The following is a 20,799-nucleotide window of genomic DNA, read 5'->3' as shown; positions in this document are numbered from 1 at the left end:
CCAGATGACCAAGCAATCCGGTAACCGCTGTTTTCTCGGCATCGATGTCGGCACCGGCAGCGCCCGCGCCGGCGTGTTCGATCGCTCCGGCAGACTCCTTGCGAGTGATAGCGCGCCTGTCGCGCTTTGGCGCGAGACCGGCGACGTGGTCGAGCAGTCGAGCGAGGACATCTGGCGAGCCGTATGCCGCAGCGTGCGCGGCGCGGTGGCGCAGGCCGGCATTGCGCCGGACAGTATCGTGGGCATCGGCTTCGACGCTACCTGCTCACTGGTGGTGCTGGGCGAGGGGGGCGCGCCGCTGCCCGTTGGCCTGTCGGGCGATCCTGCTCGCAACGTCATCGTATGGATGGATCACCGCGCCGCCGATCAGGCGCGCCGGATCAACCAGACGGGCGAGGCGGTTCTCGACTATGTCGGCGGAACGATCTCGCCCGAGATGGAGACGCCGAAACTGTTGTGGCTCGCCGAAAACATGCCCGACACGTTTTCCCGTGCGTGGCAGTTCATGGACTTGACCGATTTTCTCACCTGGCGTGCGACGGGGAGCCTGTCTCGCTCCATCTGTACCGTGACGTGCAAGTGGACCTATATGGGTCATGAAAACCGATGGGACGATCAATTCTTCCGCAGGGTCGGCCTCGGCGTGCTGGCGGACGAGCAGTTCCGCAGGATCGGCACCGAGATCGTGCCCGGCGGAACGGGGTTGGCGGCGGGCCTGACGGCGGAGGCTGCGGCCGATCTCGGACTCGCGACGGGTACGCCGGTCGCTGCCGGCCTCATCGATGCACATGCCGGCGGTGTTGGTACGGTGGGTGCGCGCGGCCCAGCGGGCACGGTGCTGACGCGCATGGCCTATGTGTTCGGAACGTCCGCCTGTACCATGACGACCACGCCGGATCCGTCCTTCGTTCCCGGCGTTTGGGGACCCTATTACTCTGCCATGGTGCCGGGGCTTTGGCTCAATGAAGGCGGGCAGTCGGCGGCTGGCGCAGCGATCGAGCATCTGTTGCAGATGCATCCGCATTCCGCGCAAGCAACGCAGGCTGCCAACCAGAAGCAGCAGACGCTTGCCGATTGGCTCGCTTCGGAAACCGAATCCCGCGGCGGTGACGGAATGATTCCGCAATTGGTCGGCGAGGTTCATGTCGTCCCGGAATTCCTCGGCAATCGCGCGCCGTTCGCGGACCCTGACGCGCGTGCGCTGATTGCGGGGCTCGATACGCGCTCGGATCTGGAGAGCCTGGTGGCGCTTTATCTTGCCGGGCTGTGCGGTCTCGGTTGCGGGGCCAGGCAGATCGTTCGTGCCCAGCAGGACAAGGGCATCGCGGTCGATACGATCGTGGTCAGCGGTGGCGCCGCAAAGAGCCGCCTTGTGCGGCAAGTCCTCGCCGATATGACGGGTTTGACGGTGGCTGCGTCGGCATCCCCGGAGGCCGTCCTGCTCGGCTCCGCGATGCTTGGATCAGTTGCATCGGGCGACCATGCCAATCTCGGCGAGGCGATGCAGGCGATGTCGGTTATGGGAGACATCTCTCGACCCCAGGCCGCTCTCGCAGACTGGGCCGATCGGCGCTTTCGAGCCTTCGAGGCCCTGCAGAAGGTCGGTCGGGCCATAAGAAGTGCTACGTAGCCCCATTGCCAGCTGGACCGGGCGTACCCAGGCACGGCTTGCATCCAACGTCGGGCGCGGCCTGCGTTGGAGAGGACATTCGACCCTCTTTCATCATCTCCACACATATGTCATTATAAAAATACAAATGTATAATCCGGGTCTTTTTGCCCGGCGAGGGAGGGCTGCCCATGGGTAGGAAAGTCGCATTCATTGCGGCCTTGTTCGGCGCGTTGGCATTGGTTGGTCCGGCGCAGGCGCGGGTCGAGGTCCAGTGGTGGCACGCCATGAGTGGCGTCCTCGGCGACCGGCTCAATGAGCTGGTCGAGAAGTTCAACAAGTCGCAGGACAAGTACACGGTCGTCGCGGTCGCCAAGGGGAACTATGATGAGGTGACCAACGGCGTGATCGCCGCCTATCGCGCCAAGCGGCCGCCGGAGATGGTGCAGATCGCCGAGCGCGGTTACATGACGATGCTGCTTTCAGGGGCCATTGTCCCCGTGCAGGATCTGGTGGAGCAGAAGGGTTACAAGATCGACTTCTCGGACTTCGTCAAACCCGTGGCAAGCTTCTGGAGCTACAAGGGCCGGATGTCGGCGATGCCCTTCAACTCGTCGACGCCGATCTTCTGGTACAATAAGGATCACTTCCAGAAGGCGGGCTTTGACAAGCCGGCCGACACCTGGCAGGAGCTGGAGAAGCAGCTCTATACCATCAAGTCCAAGGGGATCAGCGAGTGCGGCACGGTGCTGCCCGGCGACTTCTATTGGAGCCTGCTCGAGAACTACAGCGCCATCAACAACCAGCCTTACGGTACGCTCGCGAACGGTTTCGACGGGCTCGGCACCGAGTTCGTCTACAACAAGACGAAGGTGGTCTCGCAAGTCGCACGGCTCAAGAAATGGCTCGACGACGGCGTGATGCAGATCGCGGGCCAGGGCTTCAGTCCCGAACAATTGTTCACGTCGGGCCGGTGTTCTACCTTCGTCAATTCGACCGCATCGCACGGCAACATCGAGCGCAATGCGACCATCAATTGGAGCGCCACCTTCCTGCCGCACGAGAGCGACATCAATCCGCCTCTCAATAGCACCATCGGGGGTGGGGCCATCTGGGTCATGAAGGGCCACACGCCGGAGCGATACGAGGCCGTCGCAGCCTTTCTGGATTTCGTCGCGCAGCCGGAAACCCAGGTCTGGTGGCATGGCGCAACCGGCTATGTTCCCGCCACCAATCGCGCCTATGCGCTCGCACGGGAGCGGGGCTATTACAAGGGTCATCCGACCAGGGAGATCGCGGTGCTGCAACTCTCGCGCGGCACGCCGAACGAGAACTCGCGCGGCTTCCGCTTCGGCAACTTCGTGCAGACGATGCTGGCCCAGCGCCAGGAGGTCGAGGCGGTGTTCGCCGGTCAGAAGCAGCCGCAGGAGGCCATGGATGACGCAGTCAAGCGGGGTAACGAGATCCTGCGGCAGTTCGAAAAGCTGAATGCCGGGAAGACTCCGGAAGCCGATCGTCCATGACGTCGCGCCTGTCCATCCCGTGGCGCGAGGCACGCGCACCCGTGCTTCAGGGAAGGCACAGGGGCGGTGGGTCCAAGGCCGTGCCGGCGGCTGCCGCCGGCAGATCGCATACGTCAGGGAGAACGCGGCGGCGTGAGGAGGCCGGGCTGAAGCGGGCCAATTTCGGCGACGGTCCCGGCCTGCCGACGCTGCTGTTGCTGCCGCAATTGCTGATCCTGCTGTTCTTCTTCTTCATTCCGTCGCTGCGGGCGCTGATGCAGTCTGTTCTGCTCAGCGATCCGTTCGGGACCAACGTCCAGTTCGTGTGGTTCGACAATTTCAAGACGCTGCTTGCGAGTAACGACTACCGCCAGTCGATCGCGGTGACGTTCTGGTTCACGGTGGCGCAGAACGTGCTCACATTGGGCAGCGCGCTCGTGCTGGCCTTTGCCACTGACAGGATCGTACGCGGCCGTTCGGCCTATCGCACGATCATCCTGCTGCCATATGCCATCGCGCCGGCGATCGCCGGCATCCTGTGGGCCTTTTTGTTCAATCCGGCGGTCGGCCCGCTCGCGCAGGTGCTGCACGGGCTCGGTATTGCATGGGACCCCAACCTCAATCCGACCGATGCGCTGATCCTGGTGACGCTGGCCGCGTCATGGAAGCACATCTGCTACGACTACATCTTTCTGGTCGTGGGGTTGCTCGCGGTGCCGGTGTCGCTGATGGAGGCTGCCGCCGTGGATGGCGCGGGACCGATCCGCCGCTTCGTCTCGATCGCGCTGCCGATGCTCGGGCCGACCATCTTCTTCCTCACGGTGATGAACTTCATCTATGGCTTCTTCGAAACCTTCGCCATCATCGATGCCGTGACCAAAGGCGGCCCGGCCGGTGCAACCAACATTCTGGTCTACAAGGTCTTCGTCGACGGCTTCGTCAATCTCGATCTCGGCTCTTCGGCTGCACAGTCGGTTCTCTTGATGAGCTTTGCGCTGATCTGCACGCTGCTGCAATTCCGCTACTTCGACCGCAAGGTCAACTACGGGGTCTAGCCGCATGGTGGAACGCTCACCGGTCCTTAACATGCTCTGCCACGCGATCTTGATCGCCGGCGCGCTGATGGTCTGCGTACCGCTGTATTTCGCGTTCGTGGCTGGCTCGCTCACGGTGGCCGAGGTGCAGAAAGTGCCGTTGCCATGGCTGCCGGGAGGCCAGTTCTTCGACAATCTGCAGTTGGCCTGGAGCAAGGGCAATTTCAGCCGCACCTTCGCCAATTCGATTATCGTGGCGCTCGGCATCACGGCCGGCAAGATCGCGGTATCGCTGCTCTCGGCCTTCGCCATCACCTACTTCCGATTCCGCTATCGAATGCTCGCATTCTGGCTGATCTTCACGTCGCTGATGCTGCCGATCGAGGTCCGGATCGTGCCGACCTTCGAAGCCGTGGCAAATGCGGCGCTGCCCCTGCAATGGCTCTTGGACACGCTGCATGCCGCGGATCTCTGGGGCTGGATCAGTGGTCACGACGTCGCGATCACGCTCGAATGGAACATGGTCAACACCTATCCGGGGCTGATCCTTCCGCTGATCGCCTCAGCCACTGCCACGTTCCTTTTTCGCCAATTCTTCCTGACGATCCCGGAGGAGCTGTGCGAGGCGGCGAGGCTGGATGGCGCCTCGCCGCTGCACTTCTTCTGGAGCATCCTGCTGCCGCTGTCCGTTCCGAACATGATGGCGCTCGCCATCATCCTGTTCCTGTTCGGCTGGAATCAATATCTCTGGCCATTGCTGTTCACGACCGATAAGGACATGGTAACGGCGGTCATTGCGTTGAAGGGCCTGATCCCCCGCTCCGACAGTGAGCCGGCCTGGAACATCGCCATGAGTGGTGCGCTCCTCACGATGTTGCCGCCGGTGTTGGTCGTCCTATTGTTGCAGCGCTGGTTCATCAAGGGTCTTATCGACAGCAGCAAATAGGGACTGATCATGGTTTTCATCGCCGGGCATCGCGGCGGACGCAATCTTTGGCCGGAGAATAGCCTGACGGGCTTCCGCAACCTGTGCAAGGAGGGCGTCGATGCGGTCGAGTTCGACGTCCATCAGAGCACGGACGGCGGGCTTGTCGTGATCCATGATCCGCTGCTCGACCGCACCACATTCGAGAGCGGACCGGTGGGCGAGCGCAGCCTGCGACGCTTGACGGCAACACGTCTTCGCGATGCCGGTGATGAGTGCATTCCGACCCTGGACGAGGTGCTCGACGTGTTCAGCGAAACCGAGCTCGAACTCCACATCGAGATCAAGACGGATGCGCTTGGCAATTCCTATTCGGGCCTCGAGGCGCGGCTGATCAGCGAGATCAAGCGCCGGGGCCTGGAACGGCGTGCCGTCATCACCTGCTTCGTGCCCGGCGTGATCGAGACCGTGCTCCGGCGGTGGCCGGAGGCGCGGGTGCTCGTTTCGCTCGACCGTCGTTCGGCAGAGATGATGGGCGGAATTAAGCCCGCGTTTGCTCAATTGGCCGCCATTCCCGGCTGCATCGTCGCGGTCGAAAAATCACTCCTGGGGCTCGCGTTGCCGCTCGCCCTCAAGATGCTCGGATCCGAGCGTCTCGGTGCATGGGTGACCAACGAGCCAGAGGAGATCGCTTACTGGCTTGCCCAACCGGTGCGGCAGATCACGACCGATCGGCCGGATCTCGCCGTGAGCATTCGCCGCAGGCTCGAAACGATGCCGGCGCGCCCATGATTCCCCGCCGTCGCTTTCTCGTGGGATCGCTGGCGAGCGCCGCCTTGGCCGCGCCCGCCGGGTTCGTGCGGGCAGCGCCGGTCTCATTCAGCGCAGATCCTTTCACGCTCGGCGTCGCCTCCGGATGCCCGCGTGAGGATCGCGTCATCCTGTGGACCCGCCTTGCTCCGCAGCCGCTCGAGGGCGGCGGCATGCGGGACGCGGCAGTGGACGTCGAATGGCAGGTTGCGGAGGACGAGGCCTTCTCGCGCGTCGCCTCCCACGGCGTCGTGCGGACGACCGCGGAGCTTGCGCATTCCGTGCATGCCGAGGCGACGGGGCTGCGGCCGGACCGCGTCTACTGGTATCGCTTCCGTGCCGGCCCGGCGCTCAGCCCGGTCGGACGCACCCGCACCGCGCCCGCCAGGGCGGCGCGGCCTTTACGTTTTGCTTTCGCATCCTGCCAGCAATACGAGCAGGGCTATTTTACCGCCTACCGCGACATGGCCGCGCGCGATCTCGACTTCGTCATGCATCTGGGCGACTACATCTACGAGAAATCCTGGGGATCGCGCCACGTCCGCCAGCATGGCGTTGGAATTCCGACGACGCTCGAGGAATTCCGCAACCGCTACGCGCTCTACAAGGGCGATCCCGACCTGCAAGCGGCGCACGCCGCCTTTCCCTGGCTCTCGGTCTGGGACGACCACGAGGTAATGGACGATTATGCCAATGATCGCTCCTACACCGTGCGCGATGCCGCTCAGTTCCTGAAGATCCGCGCGGCCTCCTATCAGGCCTATTACGAGCACATGCCGCTGCCGCCCTCGGCGCGGCCCCGCGGCGCGGACGCCACGATCTATGAGCACTACCGCTTCGGCGAGACGCTCGACGTGCTGTTGCTCGACGATCGGCAGTATCGCTCGACATCCGCCTGTGTCGGAAGCGGGCGGCCGACTTGGGTGAGGGACTGTGCAGGCCGGACCGACGAAGCGCGGACGATGTTGGGCCAGGAGCAGGAGCAATGGCTCGATGCGCGCCTGCGCGATTGCCGCGGCCGCTGGACCATCGTCGCGCAGCAGACATTGATGGCGCAGGACAAGCGGGAAGGGGACGATGGCGCGCATTTCTGGATGGACGGCTGGGATGGCTATCCCAATGCACGCCGCCGTCTTCTTGATTCGCTCGTGGCGCATCGCCCGCGCAATCCGATCGTGATCGGCGGCGACCGCCACGCCTTCTTTACCGCCGATCTGAAGCATGATTTCGCCCGGCCGGATGGACCGACCATTGCGACCGAGTTCGTCGGCACGTCGATCACCTCAGACGGTCCGAGCGAAGCCAGCGTGCGCAAGGCGCTGGCGGAGAATCCACATCTGGTCTATGCGCGTGGCGACAAGCGGGGCTATGCGACCGTGGAGCTCGACGCCCGGCATTGCACTATGGGATTCGAGGCGCTCGACGACGTCAAGGACGCGGGAAGCGCCGTGCGCCGGCTGACGAGCTTTGTGGTCGAGGATGGCGTGCCGGGCGCGAAGGCCGCATGACGAAATCCGCATGGCAGAGATTTGACGACCAACGAAAGATCGCCTCAAATGCTCCGACGTCTGACTGTGCCTTGAGGCCGCTGCGGGGGGCTGCGCCGTGACTGATCAAACCATCCTGCGGGTCGCTTGGCTCTACTACATGGAGAACCTGACCCAAGCCGAGATCGGCGAGCGGCTGGGGCTGACCCGCGCTCGCGTCAATCGCATGCTGTCGGATGCCCGGCAGACCGGTATCGTCAACATCCGCCTCAACTCCGCCTTTGCGAGCTGCACGGAGTTGGAGCACCGCTTGCGCCGGGAATGCGGTCTCGAGGATGCGGTCGTCATCCCGAGCCCGGAGAATCCCGAGCAGGTCGGCAGCCTGATCGGGATGGCGGCGGGCGCGTATTTATCGAAGTTCCTCGAACAGAAGCGGCCGCGCATCATCGGTATCGGCTGGGGCGCGACCTTGCGTGAGACCATCCGTTACGTCACGCTGGCGGACTATCCCGAACTCTCCATCGTCTCCATGATGGGGGGCCTGTCGCGTGGACTCGAGCTCAACACCTTCGAGATTGCGGGTGAGCTCGCGCACCGGCTGCACGCCCAGTGCAGCTATCTGGCCGCCCCGATCTTTGTCAGCAGCCGGCGCTCGCGCGACACCTTCCTGGCCCAAGAGGTCTATCAGGAGGTGCTGAACAGCGTTGAGAAGATCGATCTAGCGCTGTTGAGCATGGGAGATCTGACGCCGCGCTCGCTGCTGATGCGGCATGGGCTGCCGCCGGACGTTCGTGCCGAACACCTGCGGGCGGCAGGTGCCGTCGGCGACGTCCTGGCGCAGTTTCTCGACAAGACCGGCCGGCCCATAGATCACGGCATCAACAGCCGCGCCATCGCGCTGCCGCTCGAGAAGCTGGCACGCGTGCCGACGTCGATGCTGATCGCCGGGGGGCTCAACAAGGCGCCGATCATCGCCGCGGTGCTGCGCGGCCGGATCGGCAAGGTGCTGGTGACGGACGAGAACACCGCCGTCGCCGCGCTGAAACTGATCGACAAGCAAAAATAGCCGCATTCTCGCAACGGAGACGGGATCCCGCGCCTTCAGCACCGGGTGCGACAGCCCGCGCGCGGGCCGAAACGCCTGCAAAAGCATTTGTCACCCCACGGTTACATATGTAATATAGGGGAGACAATTGCTCAGAAGGATGGCGTCGACATGCGCGCTGCGGTGCTCCAGGACATTCGTGATATCCGCGTCCTCGATATCCCCGAGCCGAGGCCGCTAGCGGAGGACGAGCTCATCGTCCGCGTCAAGGCCGTCGGCGTCTGCGGCAGCGACTTGCATTCCTATCTCGAGGGCGGAACAACTGGCCCGACGCGCGTCAGACCATTCGTCCTGGGCCACGAGTTCTCGGGTGTCCTCACGCCGGACTCGGCGCGAAAAGCGGGGTTCTCGGCCGACGCGTTGGTGGCGGTCGATCCTTCCATTCCCTGCGGCCGTTGCGAATGGTGTCACCGCGGTCACACCAATCTCTGCCCCAACGTGAAATTCCTGGGCTACGCGCCTCACAACGGCGCCATGGCCGAATTTGTCTGCGTGCCCCGATCCGCCGTGCATCTGGTGCCTGACAGCATCGACCCGGCCGGCGCGGCGATCTTGGAGACGCTTGGCGTCGCGATCCATGCGATGGATCTGGCGCACCCGCGGCTTCTGGAAAGCGTGGCGGTGCTCGGCTGCGGGCCGGTGGGATTGCTGCTCGTGCAACTGGCGCGGCTTGCAGGTAGCGGAAAGATCATCGCGATCGACCCCGTCGAGCAGCGTACTGAACTGGCCTGCGACCTCGGGGCGGACGTAGCATGCCGCAGCTACGCCGAGGTCGGTGACGCCACCGAAGGCCGCGGCGTCGATCTGGTGATCGAGGCAACCGACTCATCGCACGGCTTCGAGCATGCGGCGCGCTGCGCCCGTATCGGTGGCCGGGTCGTCCTCGTCGGCATCCCGGAGAATAATCAGTACATCCTCAGCGGCGCGGAGTCGCGTCGAAAGGGCCTGTCGATCAAGTTTTCACGACGCATGCCGGAAGTTTATCCGCGCGCCATCGCGCTTGCGCAAGGCGGGCAGGTCAAGCTGGCGCCGCTGGCCACGCATCGATTCTCGCTCGACCAGACGCCTGCCGCGTTCGAGCAGCAGGTCGCGCGGCGCGATGGCATCATCAAGGCGATCATCTGCCCGTAGATTGAGCACTATCTCGCAAGTGCTCGGCAGGACTGGTGCCAATGGCGAAATCGTCGAAGTTGGTCGTCGCAAAAAAAGGGCGCGTTCTCATGGTGCGCCGCAGGCGCGACGGGCTCTGGATGTTTCCCGGCGGCCGAAGGAGAGCAGGCGAGAGCGACAGGAGCTGCCTTCGTCGTGAGATCAAGGAGGAGCTTCCCAAGCTGAAGCTCGGGCCGTTGAAACTATGGAAGGAAGTGAAAGCGAGAAAGAGCCGAACCGGCCGGTGGATGAGTGATGCGATCTTCCTGGCCAAGAAGGTGTCGGGGCGCCTGAAGGTCGGCGACAAGAAGGAGATCGATCGAGCGGTTTGGCGCAAGCCGCGCGGCGCCAGACTGACCCCGACCTCGCGCTACATCCGCGATAAGCTGTTTCCGAGATAAGCCCGGTCACTCCAGCGCCCGGCGCAACAGCGCCAGCAATTCCTCGTGGATCAATCCGTTGGAGGCGATCTTGTCGAGATCGTCGTTGCGGCACGGACGCCCCGTCAGTGTCGTGACCTTCCCGCCGCCGGCCCACACCATCGGCAACGCGGCAGCGTGCGAAACGATGTCGGCTTTCAAGGAGACAAAGCCGTCCAGGCGACCCGAGGCCACCATCGTCGTCTCGAAGGCGCCCGAGACGACGATACGCACGCCGCGCGCCACTTTGCCGAGCAGTTCGATGACACGTGTCGTCCGCTGGACTTCGTCGAGCGAGAAATGCGAGGTCAGAATCACCGAGACGACCGCATCCGACAGCGAACGCGTCGTGGAGACGCGGGCGGGCACGCCATCGATCGTTGCACCTTCCCCCGCGAGATAGCGCGCAGTCAGTCCGATCTTGGGAGCGTTGATCAGGCCAAGTTTCGTCTCACCGCCGACCTCGTAGGCGACCGTCACGGAAAACCACGGCAGTCCCCGCGCGTAGTTGATCGTGCCGTCGAGCGGATCGATGATCCAGCGCGCAGCATTGTCCCCTTGGCTCGCGCCGCTCTCCTCGGCCAGGATGCCGGCATCGGGCGTCAGCGCCTTCAAGCCCGCGACGACGATCGCCTCGGAGGCAAGATCCGCCTCGGTGACGATATCGAGCCCGTCCTTGCGCTCTGTGCGCAACGGGGTGGATTGCATCGCGACCAGCCTGGCCGCAGCCTCGGCAACAACGGCCTCTGCGCGGCCTAACAGCGTCGGAAGGCTCTTGCGCTCCTCGATTCCCGGATCGTCCTGATCGGGCGCGATGTCGAACGGGCGACCATAATCTCCGATCGGAACGAGATGGCTGCTGATGCCCATGTCCGGCCGCCAATGGTGCAAGGCAAATCCCGGCGGCTCCTTGATGAAGCGGTTACCACGGCCGGGCCGCAGGTCGAGCGCGACCTGGTGCGCGGTGCTTGGCGCCACGTAGCCCACGGTCCCCGCGTAGCGCACCGTGATCGAGCGGTGATAGTGACCGCACAGCACGCGTTCGATATCCGGATGGTCCTTGATGATTGCGTTGAGCGCTGCAGCCTCGCTGATACCCAGCTCGTCCATCCCGTCGGCTCCGACGAGGAACGGCGGATGATGAATGATAATGACCGTCGGCTTGCCGCCTCCAGCCGCGAGCACTTCGCGTAGCCACTGCTGCCGTGCCGCGCAGAAAGTCCCGTGGGTCCGTCCGGCCTCGACGCTGTCGAGGAAAATCAGCCGGACCGGGAAATCGTTCACGACAAAGTTGATGAAGCCGTCGGACGGAAGATAGCGGTGGCGTGGCCGCAGCGACTGTATGAACCGCTCGCGCCGGTCGTGATTGCCGGGAATGACGAATACCGGCATCGGTAGTCTGGCCAACCCAGCCGCGACAATCTCGTATTCCTCCTCGAGCCCGCAATCCGTCAGATCGCCGCTGACCACGACGCAGTCGGGTTGCGGATCGAGGTTCAGCACGGCGTCGATCGCGTCGTGAAACATCGCGTTGGTATCGATGTCGCCGTACGCTTTCTTGCCATGCGGACGCACATGGAAATCGCTCAGCTGGGCAATGATGAACACGGGAGTCCTGTTCCGGGGAGAACGGCCTTTACCAGCGCTTGGCCACCTGCTGTGGCCGGCTGTCCGTTGCTTACGAACTCTTCATCAAGGCGTTGCTTTCCTTGACCATGCGATCGAGCCCGGCCTCGGCGGTCGTCTCGCCGCGCATGACGGCATGGATGATCTCGCGCTGCGTGCGCCAGATCTTCACGGACTGTCCGCCTGGATAGCCCTGCCAAGGCTTCGCGCGCTCGATCTGCTGCGAGACGGTGCGGAAGTTCGGGTTCTTGTCGTAAAATGGAGCCAGGAAATCGGGCCCCGAGGCGCGCAAATTGGTCGGCATGTAGCCCGTGGTCTCAACCACGATCTTCTGCGCTTCCGGTCCGCTCACGAATTTCAGGAACTCCCAGGCGGCCTGCTGCTTCGCCGGATCTTTCGCCGTGATGATCGCCGCGTTGCCGCCGGTGGGCAGCCCACCCTTTTGCTTGTCGTCGATCGGGAAGGTGCAGGTGCGCAAGGTGAACTTGTCGCCGATCAGGTCGGTGACCTGGCGCAACCGGGCCGGCGTGTCGGCGAAAATGCCGATCTTCCCGGCGATGAACTGCTGACGCGAGGAGTCCCAATCAATCAACGGCATCTTGGCATCGGCTACGAACTTCCGACAGTGAGCGAGCGCGTTGCGCCCGGCGTCGTTGCCGAAACCGGCAGCGGTTTCCGACGCATCGAGCATCTGGCCACCACCTTGCAGGATCAGGGAACGGAACAGCCAGTCGTCGGGCCAGTCGTGGATGTTATAGGCGATGCCGGCGACATCGGACCCCTTGCTCTTGATGTTGACGGCGAGGGCGATCATGTCCGTCCAGTTGTCGGGCATCTTGTCCGGATTGCCGCCCGCCTCCTTCACGAGCTGCGCGTTGAAATAGATGACCGGCAGCGACGCGTTGAAAGCGAGGCCGTAGATCTTGCCGTCGACCGCCCCGAGGGCCAGGATCCCGTCGGAGTAATTGGCCTTGCGCCAGGCGACGTCCTCCTTCTGCAGCAGCGAGGCGACCTCGGTGATCTGGTTTCGTTTCACCAGCGTGCGCACGAGCTCGGCGAGCAGGTGGTAACCGGAATAGTACACGTCCGGCAGCTGGTTGGTGACGGCCTGCCGCAGCATGGTCTGATGACCTTCGTCATAGCTCGCCGCCGGTGCCCGGAACTGGATCTTTATGCTCGACTGCCGCTTCATGAACTCCTGTGCGATCGGCTCATGGAACTTGGCGAAAGCGGGAAAGGCATAAAGCACATCCAGCGTAACGTCCTGCGCGTAGGCCGACCGCGTCAGAAACGAACTTGAAAGCGCGGTCGTCCCGACGGCCGCGGCACTCTTCAGGAGGTCTCGGCGATGCAGCATGGCGGTGTCTCCCCTGGCGGTGGTTGAAGTCATTTGATTCCGGTCATCGTGATGCCGGCGATGAAATGCCGCCGTGCAATTAGGAAGGCGATGACCAGCGGCGCCGTGATGATGGTGGCGCCGGCGGCGAGCGTCCCGTAATTCGAGCCCAGCTCGGAATCGGCGAAGTACATCATGCCGAGCGGTGGCGTTGCGAGCTTGGTGTCGGAGACGACGATGAGCGGCCAATACAGGTCGTTCCAGTGCGCCACGACCGAGAAGATCGAAAACGCCGCGATGGCCGGCCAGACGCTCGGCACGACGATGCGCCACACGATCTCGAACTCCCCGACACCGTCCAGCCGAGCGGCCTGGATGATCTCGTCCGGATAGGACTTGAAGAACTGGCGGAACAGGAAAATCGCGAACACCGACAGGAAGAACGGCATCATCATCGAGAGGTAAGTATTGAGAATGCCGAGCTCGGCGAACGCGATGTAGAGCGGGAGCGAGGGCGCCTGGACCGGAATGCAGAGTCCGAGCAGGACCAGCGAAAACAAGATCGGCCGTCCCGGAAATTTCAGCTTGGCGAGCGCATAGGCGCAGGGAATCGCGACCAGCAGCTGGACGACGAGGATTCCGCCGCAGACGATGAGACCGTTGAGCAGAAAGCGCAGGAGTGGCGCGGTGCTCAGGGCAGATTCGAAGTTCTGCCATCCGTAGAACTGGCGCGGCCAGAGCCGGAACGTCGCCTCGAAGATCTCGCCCGGCGGCTTGATGGCGCTCGTCAGCATGAAGACGAACGGCAGCAGCATGAAGACGGCACCGCCGATCAGCACCGCATGGACGAGCGCAAGCGACACGAGGTGCCGCATCCGGATCGCCACCGGTGTAGGCGGACGGGCGATCGTGGCCGATGTACGCGTCAATAATGCACCCGTCGATCAAGGATGAAGGTTTGCAGCACCGAGAACACCAGCGTAAACGCCAGGAAGACGAGTGTGAGCGTCGCCGCATAGCTCATGTGAAAGTACTGAAATCCCTCCAGATAGATGGCATACAGGAGCACCTCGGATGCGCCTCCGGGGCCGCCACGCGTCATCACCGCAACCGTGTCGAAGATCTTGAACGCGGTGATGAAGGTCGTCACGGTCACGAACATCGTCGTCGGACCGAGCATCGGCCACGTCACCTTCAGGAAGCGGTCGATGGGATGGCTTGCGCCGTCAATATCGACGGCCTCATAAAGATCGCGGGGAATCGCCGAGAGGCCGGCAAGGAACAGCACCATGTTGAAGCCGACGAGCTGCCAGATGCCGATCGCGGCGAGCGTCGGGATGACGAGGCGCGGCTCGCTCAGGAAAGCTGTCTCGGCGAAACCCAGCCCCTTGAGAGTGTGATTGATCAGCCCCAGGGTCGGGTGCAGCAGGAACTGCCACATCGTGGCCATCGCGATGAGCGTCGAGGTGACAGGAAGGAAGTAAATAACCTCATAGAGGCTGCGCGTGCGCTTGCGCTGGTGGATCAGGATTGCGACGAGCAGCGAGATCAGGACGCCACCCGGCACGACAATCGCCACGTAGAGCAGCGTGTTAGTCACCGAGCGCCGAATCACGGGATCCTGCAGCGCCGCGCCGAAGTTCTTGAGGCCGACGAACGAGAAATCGAGCGCGCCCAACTCGTAGTTGGTGAAACTCAGGAAGGCGAGTGCAGCCAGCGGCGCCAGATTCGTGAGGACCAGCAGGATGAAGGCCGGAGCGGAAAAACCGAGGCCCGCGAACCGCTCGATCCATCGCTGGCGGCTGGCCGGCGGCGCCGCGTCGAGCGGAGTGATTTGAGCCGCGACCGTGGTCATCGGACCTCGCTCGCGCGGCGCACATCGCGGCTGGCCGCCGTACGGCTTTCCACCTCGATGCGCCGGCCGTTGTGGTCGAATACGTGACAATCCCGCGGCTCAAAGGCGAGCGTGGCCTGGCCCTCGGGTATCGGCATGTCGTTGTCGACCCGGCAAAGCACCGCGACCTCCGGAGAGGCCACGAGGTCGAAGTGAAGGATGCTTTCCGAGCCGAGATTTTCGCGGCGCCGGAATCTGCACGTGACGACGCACGGTCCGCTTCCGATCCGCATCGCTTCCGGGCGCACGCCGACCGTCAGTTCCGGCGCCGGCGCGTTGCGAACATCGATCGGCAGCGTCCGGCCGAGCAGCTCGACCTGGCCGCTGGGCCCCACGCGGGCCGGAAATAGATTAATCGCAGGATTGCCAATGAACTGCGCGACCGCGATCGTAGCTGGCCGTTCATAGACATCGGCGGGGGTGCCGAGCTGGAGTATGTCGCCGTGATCCATCACGGCGAGGCGATCGGACATCGTCATCGCCTCGATCTGGTCGTGTGTCACGTAGATCATCGTAACGCCGAGACGCGCGTGCAGCTCGGTCAGCTCGCCGCGCATGTGCACGCGCAGCTTGGCGTCGAGGTTCGACAAGGGCTCGTCCATCAGGAAAGCCTGCGGATGACGCACCATTGCGCGGCCGAGCGCGACGCGCTGCCGTTGGCCGCCCGAAAGCTGTCCGGGGCGGCGGTGAAAGAAAGCTTCGATGCGAAGCTGCTCGGCGACGGCTCGCACCTCACGCGCGATCTCGCCCATGACGCGCCTGCGGCGAGGCGACAAATGACGCATCAAGGGCAGGCGCTCGAACAGGTTGAGGCGCGTCATGGTGAGCGGCAGTGCTATGTTGTCGAACACCGACATGTGGGGATAGAGCGCGTAATTCTGGAACACCATGGCGATTCTGCGCTCGTGAGGCCGCATATGGTCCACCGAAGTCCCTCCGATCGACACCGAGCCGCGGTCCTGAGATTCGAGGCCGGCGATGATGCGCAGGAGCGTCGACTTGCCACATCCGGAGGGGCCAACCAGCGTCACAAACTCGCCGTCCGCAATATCGAGGTCGATGTCGTTGAGGACGGATGTGTCGCCGAAAGCCTTATGGATGCCGCGCAATGTGAGGCCGGCCATCGCAGATCACGCCTCAGCTTCGCGCGGCGGATAGACTTCGTGCACGACGTCGTCGATCCAGTAATCGGTGAGGCCGGGCACCGGACGAATGCTCACGTCGATATTTTCGCCGTCGATGTCGTAGACCACCGCCCCGAGCCGTGCAGCGCCGCCCATCGGCGGCGCCAGTTTCTGACCGACCAGAAAGCCGGCCGCCGGCCCCCAGACGTAGTGCGTGCCGTTCAGCCGGATCTCGTGCCAGCGATGAAGATGGCCGCTGGCCACGATCTCCACCCGGTAGCGTTGCAGCAGATCGAGAAGGGCGCGGCGCGGCTCCGGCTTGACCGACCAGTAACCGGTGTCGGCCTCGGTCGGTGACTCGATGAACAGCGGCCGGTGCGTGAACCAGGCAAGGCGACGCCCCGCAGCATCGGCCATCGCGGCCTCGAGCCATTCGGTCTGCCGCGCGTCTTCGGAGCCGCCGCCGAAGATCATCGAATTGAGGCCGATCAGGCGCCAACCGTCCGCATCGCGTAGCCAGCGGTCGTCACCGAAGTGGCGGCGAAAGCGATCGAGCCGCTCGCTATTTACCGGCTGATGCGGATTGCCGACCTCGCCAACGTCATGATTTCCCGGAACTGCCACGACAGGGACGCCGAGCGAGGCCAGTTGAGCCGCGCAATATGCCGCGTCGGTCTCTTGATCGGCCCCGTCGACCGTCACGTCGCCGGTATGTATGACGAGATCTGGCTTATGCTGCCCAATCCAACGGGCAAGCGGCCCCCAGTTTGCCTCGAAGTGCTGCTTGCTCGGGCTGAGATGCGTATCGGAAATCTGAATAACTCGGACCATGACGCCTCTGCTTTAGGTCGCGTGTCATGCCGTGCGTTGGGCGCGCAGCGGTCTCTCGCTCGAATCAAACGCCTTACTTCTCGCTGCGCGAGGTTGGGATAGTCATCGCAGTCGCTTGACGTGAGGTTTCTGGCGCTCTCCCGTCCCTTGACGCCGCTAAACGGCTTGGATGCGTTCGATAATTATACATATGATCACCAATGGAGACAAATGTAATTTCAAGGCCGGAGTCTGAAGGACGTAGATCACCAGGGCGCGAGCAGCAGATTGTCACGATCGGCGGGCTATGATGTCCGAGCCGCGCATCCTGACGATCGGCGAGGTCTCGCTCGGATTGATGCAGAAGAAGAAAGTCGGCATTTGCTTACGACGCGATCAGAAGCATCATTGTAGCAACGGAGCGGGCAAATGACGATCGAGTTGAGCCGACGAGGATTTTGCATCGGAACCGCTCTGATTGGGCTTCAGGCCATCTCCTCCGGTGCCTTCGAGCGGACCGAGGAAGGCACCGTCAAGCTCGGTTTGGTCGCGCCAATGAGTGGTCCGAATGCCCGTTACGGCGCCTTCTCGCTGCGCGGCGCGCAAATCGGCCCGCTTGTCAGCTCACTCAAAATGATCCGGCCGCCTCACACGGAATTGAGCTGCTGGACCATCTTTGCTGAGGCCGCTCCTAGGCTCTTGTCATTAGCTCATTCCTGACCGGCGTTGCTTCTCTCTTGCCCCGCCGCGGTTTTCATTTCGGCTGAACAGGAAGCGCTTACGGGGCAAAGATATGCGCGTGCCGCTTTGTAATCGCGCTCACTCGGGTGACCGGGCGCACCCTTGCGCGGATGCTTCAGTCTCAGCGGGCCGGTCGGGTGGCGGCATCGCGAACCCTTCTGTCGGGGCGATCCGATATTTCGGGTGGTTGCCCTGGCCGGTTTTCCGGAGCTTCAGACGGATTCCGCCCGGATGCCCTCGCGGGAGCAATGATCTATCCGGCAAAACCAAGCAAACTGAAAGGCATCGCTGGGAAGGCCGTATTCTTCCGTGGGCTGGCACGAATGCTGCTTAATGATCTGTCAAAAGAAGCGACAGCTCTAAAATAAACCGTGCGAGGGGACGTTCAGATGCCAGCCAACATTCAACTCACGACCTAAAGCGACCGGGATATCGACCGTTCGGCATTGCGCGCGTCCGCATGAACGCGGGCCGCAATGAACCTTGGCGCTCGACTTCGGCTTGGCATGCAATGGAGAAAGTAATGACGCTCGCGGACGCTCACGATCAGGACCCGCAGGAAACCCGGGAATGGCTTGATGCCCTGTCGGCGGTCCGCGGGCACCGCGGCAATGAACGCGCCGAGTTCGTCGTCAATGCGATGCTCGATGCGGCGCGACACAGCGGCCTTCAGATCGAACAGTCGCTGACGACGCCTTATTGCAATACAATCCAGCCGGAGCAGCAACCTGCGCTGCCGGGCGACCGCGCGATCGAGCACAAGCTTCGCTCCATCATCCGCTGGAATGCGCTGGCGATTATTCTGCGCGCCAACAAGGAAAGTTCGGAGCTCGGCGGCCATATCGCGAGCTTCCAGTCCGCTGCGACGCTCTACGACATCGGCTTCGGCCATTTCTGGCACGCGCCGACCGATGCCCATGGCGGCGATCTGATTTTCGTTCAAGGACACTGTTCGCCCGGTATCTACGCGCGCGCCTTTCTCGAGGGGCGGTTGAGCGAGGAGCAACTTCTCAGCTTCCGGCAGGAGACGAGCGGCAAGGGGTTGTCGAGTTATCCGCATCCTTGGCTGATGCCGGATTTCTGGCAGTTCCCGACGGTGTCGATGGGCCTGGGGCCGCTGATGGCGATCTATCAGGCGCGGTTCCTGAAATATCTCGAGAACCGCAAGCTGGCCGAGACGTCCAACCGGAAGGTCTGGGCGTTCATGGGCGACGGCGAAACCGACGAGCCGGAATCGCTCGGCGCCATCTCACTCGCCGGCCGCGAGAACCTCGACAATCTGATCTTCGTCATCAACTGCAACCTGCAGCGGCTCGACGGACCCGTTCGGGGCAACGGCAAGATCGTTCAGGAACTCGAAAGCGTATTCCGCGGTGCGGGCTGGAACGTCATCAAGGTGCTATGGGGCTCCGGGTGGGACCGCCTGCTGGAGAAGGATAAGAGCGGGCGGCTGCTCAGGCTCATGGAAGAATGCGTCGACGGCGAATACCAGGACTTCAAAAGCAAGAGCGGCGCCTACATTCGCGAACACTTCTTCGGCAAGTACGAGGAAACGAAGCAACTCGTATCTGATATGAGCGACGACGAGATCTGGCAGCTCGCGCGCGGCGGCCATGATCCCGAGAAGGTCTTCGCCGCCTACACCGCCGCCGTAAACCACAAGGGCCAGCCAACGGTCATTCTGCCGAAAACCGTCAAGGGGTACGGCATGGGCGAATCCGGCGAAGGCCAGATGATCGCCCATCAGGCGAAGAAGATGACGCAGGACGCGCTGCGTGGCTTTCGTGATCGCTTCCAGGTGCCGGTCGCCGACGCGGACCTTGCCAAGGTGCCTTTCCTCCGGCTGCCGGAAGATAGTCCGGAAATGAAGTATTTCCGGGCGCAGCGTGAAAAGCTCGGCGGCTACCTGCCGCAACGCCGGCGGAAATCCGCGTCCTTGCAAATTCCACCGCTCTCGACGTTCCAGCGCTTGCTCGAAAATACCGGCGACCGCGAGATCTCGACGACGATGGCCTTCGTGCAGTTGCTCGGCACCCTTGTGCGCGACAAGGTGATCGGCAAGCACATCGTGCCGATCGTGCCGGACGAATCTCGCACCTTTGGCATGGAGGGCATGTTCCGGCAACTCGGCATCTATTCGTCAGTCGGCCAGCTCTACAGGCCGCAGGATGCCGACCAGCTGATGTACTACCGCGAAGACAAGAGCGGGCAGGTATTCCAGGAGGGCATCAACGAAGGCGGTGCGATGTCGAGTTGGATTGTCGCGGCAACGTCTTACTCGACGAACAACGTGCCGATGATCCCGTTCTACATCTACTACTCGATGTTTGGCCTGCAGCGTGTCGGCGATCTCGCCTGGCTTGCAGGCGACATGCGCGCACGCGGCTTCCTACTCGGCGGCACGGCCGGCCGAACTACGCTAAACGGCGAAGGCTTGCAGCACGAGGACGGCCACAGCCACGTGCTCGCGGCCACGATCCCGAACTGCATCTCCTACGATCCGACCTTCGCCTATGAAGTCGTGACCATCGTGCGCGAAGGCATGCGCCGCATGTATGAGGCGCAGGAGGACGTCTACTACTACCTCACTCTGATGAACGAGAACTATCCGCATCCAGCGCTGGCCGATGCAGGCGAAGGGGTGGAGGAGGGGATTCTCAAGGGACTCTATCTCCTGAAAAACGGAGGCGAGACCGCGAAGAAGGGCCTCCGCGTCCAGCTAGTCGGGTCGGGCACGATCCTGCGCGAGGTGATCGCGGCCGCCCATCTGCTCAAGGCAGACTTCGGCGTGGCCGCGGACGTCTGGAGCGCAACCAGCTTCAACGAGCTGCGTCGCGATGGCATGGCGGCGGAGCGCTGGAACCTGCTGCATCCGACCGAGCCACGTCGCGAGAGCTGGGTTGAATCGCAGCTCAAGGGACATCCGGGGCCGGTCGTGGCGTCCACCGATTATATGCGCAACTACCCCGACCAGATCCGGGAATATGTACAGGCGGCGGGGCGCCGCTACGTCGTGCTCGGCACCGACGGGTTCGGCCGTAGCGACTATCGCGTGAAGCTGCGCAAATTCTTCGAGGTCGACCGGCACTACGTTGCGGTCGCCGCCCTCAAGGCGCTCGCCGATGAGGGAGCGATCAAGCCCGCGGTCGTGGCCGAGGCCATCGCCAAATATCAAATCGATGCCGGGCGCGCTGCGCCGTGGACCGTGTGAGGCTGGGAGCCGAGGGC

Annotated in this window: 17 protein-coding genes; 11 read left to right on the top strand and 6 right to left on the bottom strand. The window is 63.2% G+C overall.

Annotation, left to right across the window (positions count from 1 at the left end; genetic code table 11):
* Nucleotides 1-4: 4 nt before the first annotated feature.
* The 9 genes from ACVWW6_RS33675 to ACVWW6_RS33635 all read left to right on the top strand — a co-directional run bounded on the left by ACVWW6_RS33675 (nt 5) and on the right by ACVWW6_RS33635 (nt 10,022).
* Entirely contained in the window at nt 5-1,630 is a 1,626-nt protein-coding gene (locus ACVWW6_RS33675; protein WP_456682183.1) for an FGGY-family carbohydrate kinase, read from the top strand.
* Between the two features lie 170 nt (nt 1,631-1,800).
* A complete protein-coding gene (locus ACVWW6_RS33670; protein ID WP_456682182.1) occupies nt 1,801-3,132 on the top strand; it encodes an extracellular solute-binding protein in 1,332 nt (443 codons plus the stop codon).
* A complete protein-coding gene (locus ACVWW6_RS33665; protein ID WP_080667992.1) occupies nt 3,129-4,166 on the top strand; it encodes an ABC transporter permease subunit in 1,038 nt (345 codons plus the stop codon). Before ACVWW6_RS33670 ends, ACVWW6_RS33665 begins: the two co-directional genes overlap by 4 nt.
* 4 nt (nt 4,167-4,170) lie before the next feature.
* On the top strand, nt 4,171-5,091 hold the full coding sequence (locus tag ACVWW6_RS33660) for an ABC transporter permease subunit (protein ID WP_028170799.1): 921 nt from the start codon (nt 4,171-4,173) through the stop codon (nt 5,089-5,091).
* 9 nt (nt 5,092-5,100) lie between these two features.
* Complete coding sequence (locus tag ACVWW6_RS33655; protein WP_028170800.1) at nt 5,101-5,862, top strand: glycerophosphodiester phosphodiesterase family protein; 762 nt, start codon at nt 5,101-5,103, stop codon at nt 5,860-5,862.
* On the top strand, nt 5,859-7,388 hold the full coding sequence (locus ACVWW6_RS33650) for an alkaline phosphatase D family protein (protein WP_456682181.1): 1,530 nt from the start codon (nt 5,859-5,861) through the stop codon (nt 7,386-7,388). Before ACVWW6_RS33655 ends, ACVWW6_RS33650 begins: the two co-directional genes overlap by 4 nt.
* Nucleotides 7,389-7,485: 97 nt before the next feature.
* Nucleotides 7,486-8,433 (top strand): sugar-binding transcriptional regulator, encoded by a 948-nt coding sequence (locus tag ACVWW6_RS33645; protein WP_456682180.1) that lies wholly within the window; start codon nt 7,486-7,488, stop codon nt 8,431-8,433.
* A gap of 45 nt (nt 8,434-8,478) precedes the next feature.
* On the top strand, nt 8,479-9,603 hold the full coding sequence (locus tag ACVWW6_RS33640; protein ID WP_456682179.1) for a zinc-dependent alcohol dehydrogenase: 1,125 nt from the start codon (nt 8,479-8,481) through the stop codon (nt 9,601-9,603).
* Between the two features lie 41 nt (nt 9,604-9,644).
* On the top strand, nt 9,645-10,022 hold the full coding sequence (locus tag ACVWW6_RS33635) for an NUDIX hydrolase (protein WP_456682178.1): 378 nt from the start codon (nt 9,645-9,647) through the stop codon (nt 10,020-10,022).
* 6 nt (nt 10,023-10,028) lie between these two features.
* Here the strand turns inward: ACVWW6_RS33635 and ACVWW6_RS33630 are convergent, their stop codons facing one another.
* The 6 genes from ACVWW6_RS33630 to ACVWW6_RS33605 all read right to left on the bottom strand — a co-directional run bounded on the left by ACVWW6_RS33630 (nt 10,029) and on the right by ACVWW6_RS33605 (nt 16,851).
* A complete protein-coding gene (locus tag ACVWW6_RS33630) occupies nt 10,029-11,648 on the bottom strand; it encodes an inositol monophosphatase family protein (protein ID WP_456682177.1) in 1,620 nt (539 codons plus the stop codon).
* A gap of 70 nt (nt 11,649-11,718) precedes the next feature.
* A complete protein-coding gene (locus ACVWW6_RS33625; RefSeq protein WP_456682176.1) occupies nt 11,719-13,023 on the bottom strand; it encodes an ABC transporter substrate-binding protein in 1,305 nt (434 codons plus the stop codon).
* A gap of 29 nt (nt 13,024-13,052) precedes the next feature.
* On the bottom strand, nt 13,053-13,877 hold the full coding sequence (locus ACVWW6_RS33620; protein ID WP_456683213.1) for a carbohydrate ABC transporter permease: 825 nt from the start codon (nt 13,875-13,877) through the stop codon (nt 13,053-13,055).
* Nucleotides 13,878-13,927: 50 nt separating this feature from the next.
* Nucleotides 13,928-14,857, bottom strand: coding sequence for a carbohydrate ABC transporter permease (locus ACVWW6_RS33615; RefSeq protein WP_456682175.1), 930 nt, complete (start codon nt 14,855-14,857; stop codon nt 13,928-13,930).
* Nucleotides 14,854-16,020, bottom strand: a complete 1,167-nt coding sequence (locus tag ACVWW6_RS33610) for an ABC transporter ATP-binding protein (protein WP_456682174.1) — start codon at nt 16,018-16,020, stop codon at nt 14,854-14,856. Before ACVWW6_RS33610 ends, ACVWW6_RS33615 begins: the two co-directional genes overlap by 4 nt.
* Before the next feature lie 6 nt (nt 16,021-16,026).
* Entirely contained in the window at nt 16,027-16,851 is an 825-nt protein-coding gene (locus tag ACVWW6_RS33605) for a metallophosphoesterase family protein (protein ID WP_456682173.1), read from the bottom strand.
* A 408-nt stretch (nt 16,852-17,259) separates the two neighbouring features.
* Between ACVWW6_RS33605 and ACVWW6_RS33600 the strand changes: the two genes are divergently transcribed.
* Together ACVWW6_RS33600 and aceE are read left to right on the top strand one after the other, a co-directional pair.
* On the top strand, nt 17,260-17,550 hold the full coding sequence (locus tag ACVWW6_RS33600) for a hypothetical protein (protein WP_304565636.1): 291 nt from the start codon (nt 17,260-17,262) through the stop codon (nt 17,548-17,550).
* Between the two features lie 544 nt (nt 17,551-18,094).
* The gene (gene aceE / locus ACVWW6_RS33595) at nt 18,095-20,782 is read left to right on the top strand and encodes a pyruvate dehydrogenase (acetyl-transferring), homodimeric type (protein WP_456682172.1); all 2,688 of its coding nucleotides are present in this window, start codon (nt 18,095-18,097) and stop codon (nt 20,780-20,782) included.
* Nucleotides 20,783-20,799 lie beyond the last annotated feature (17 nt).

The organism is Bradyrhizobium sp. USDA 3311 (assembly GCF_054062495.1).
The sequence above is the reverse complement of the archived record's forward strand: the minus strand, read 5'-3'. Positions and strand labels throughout refer to the sequence as shown.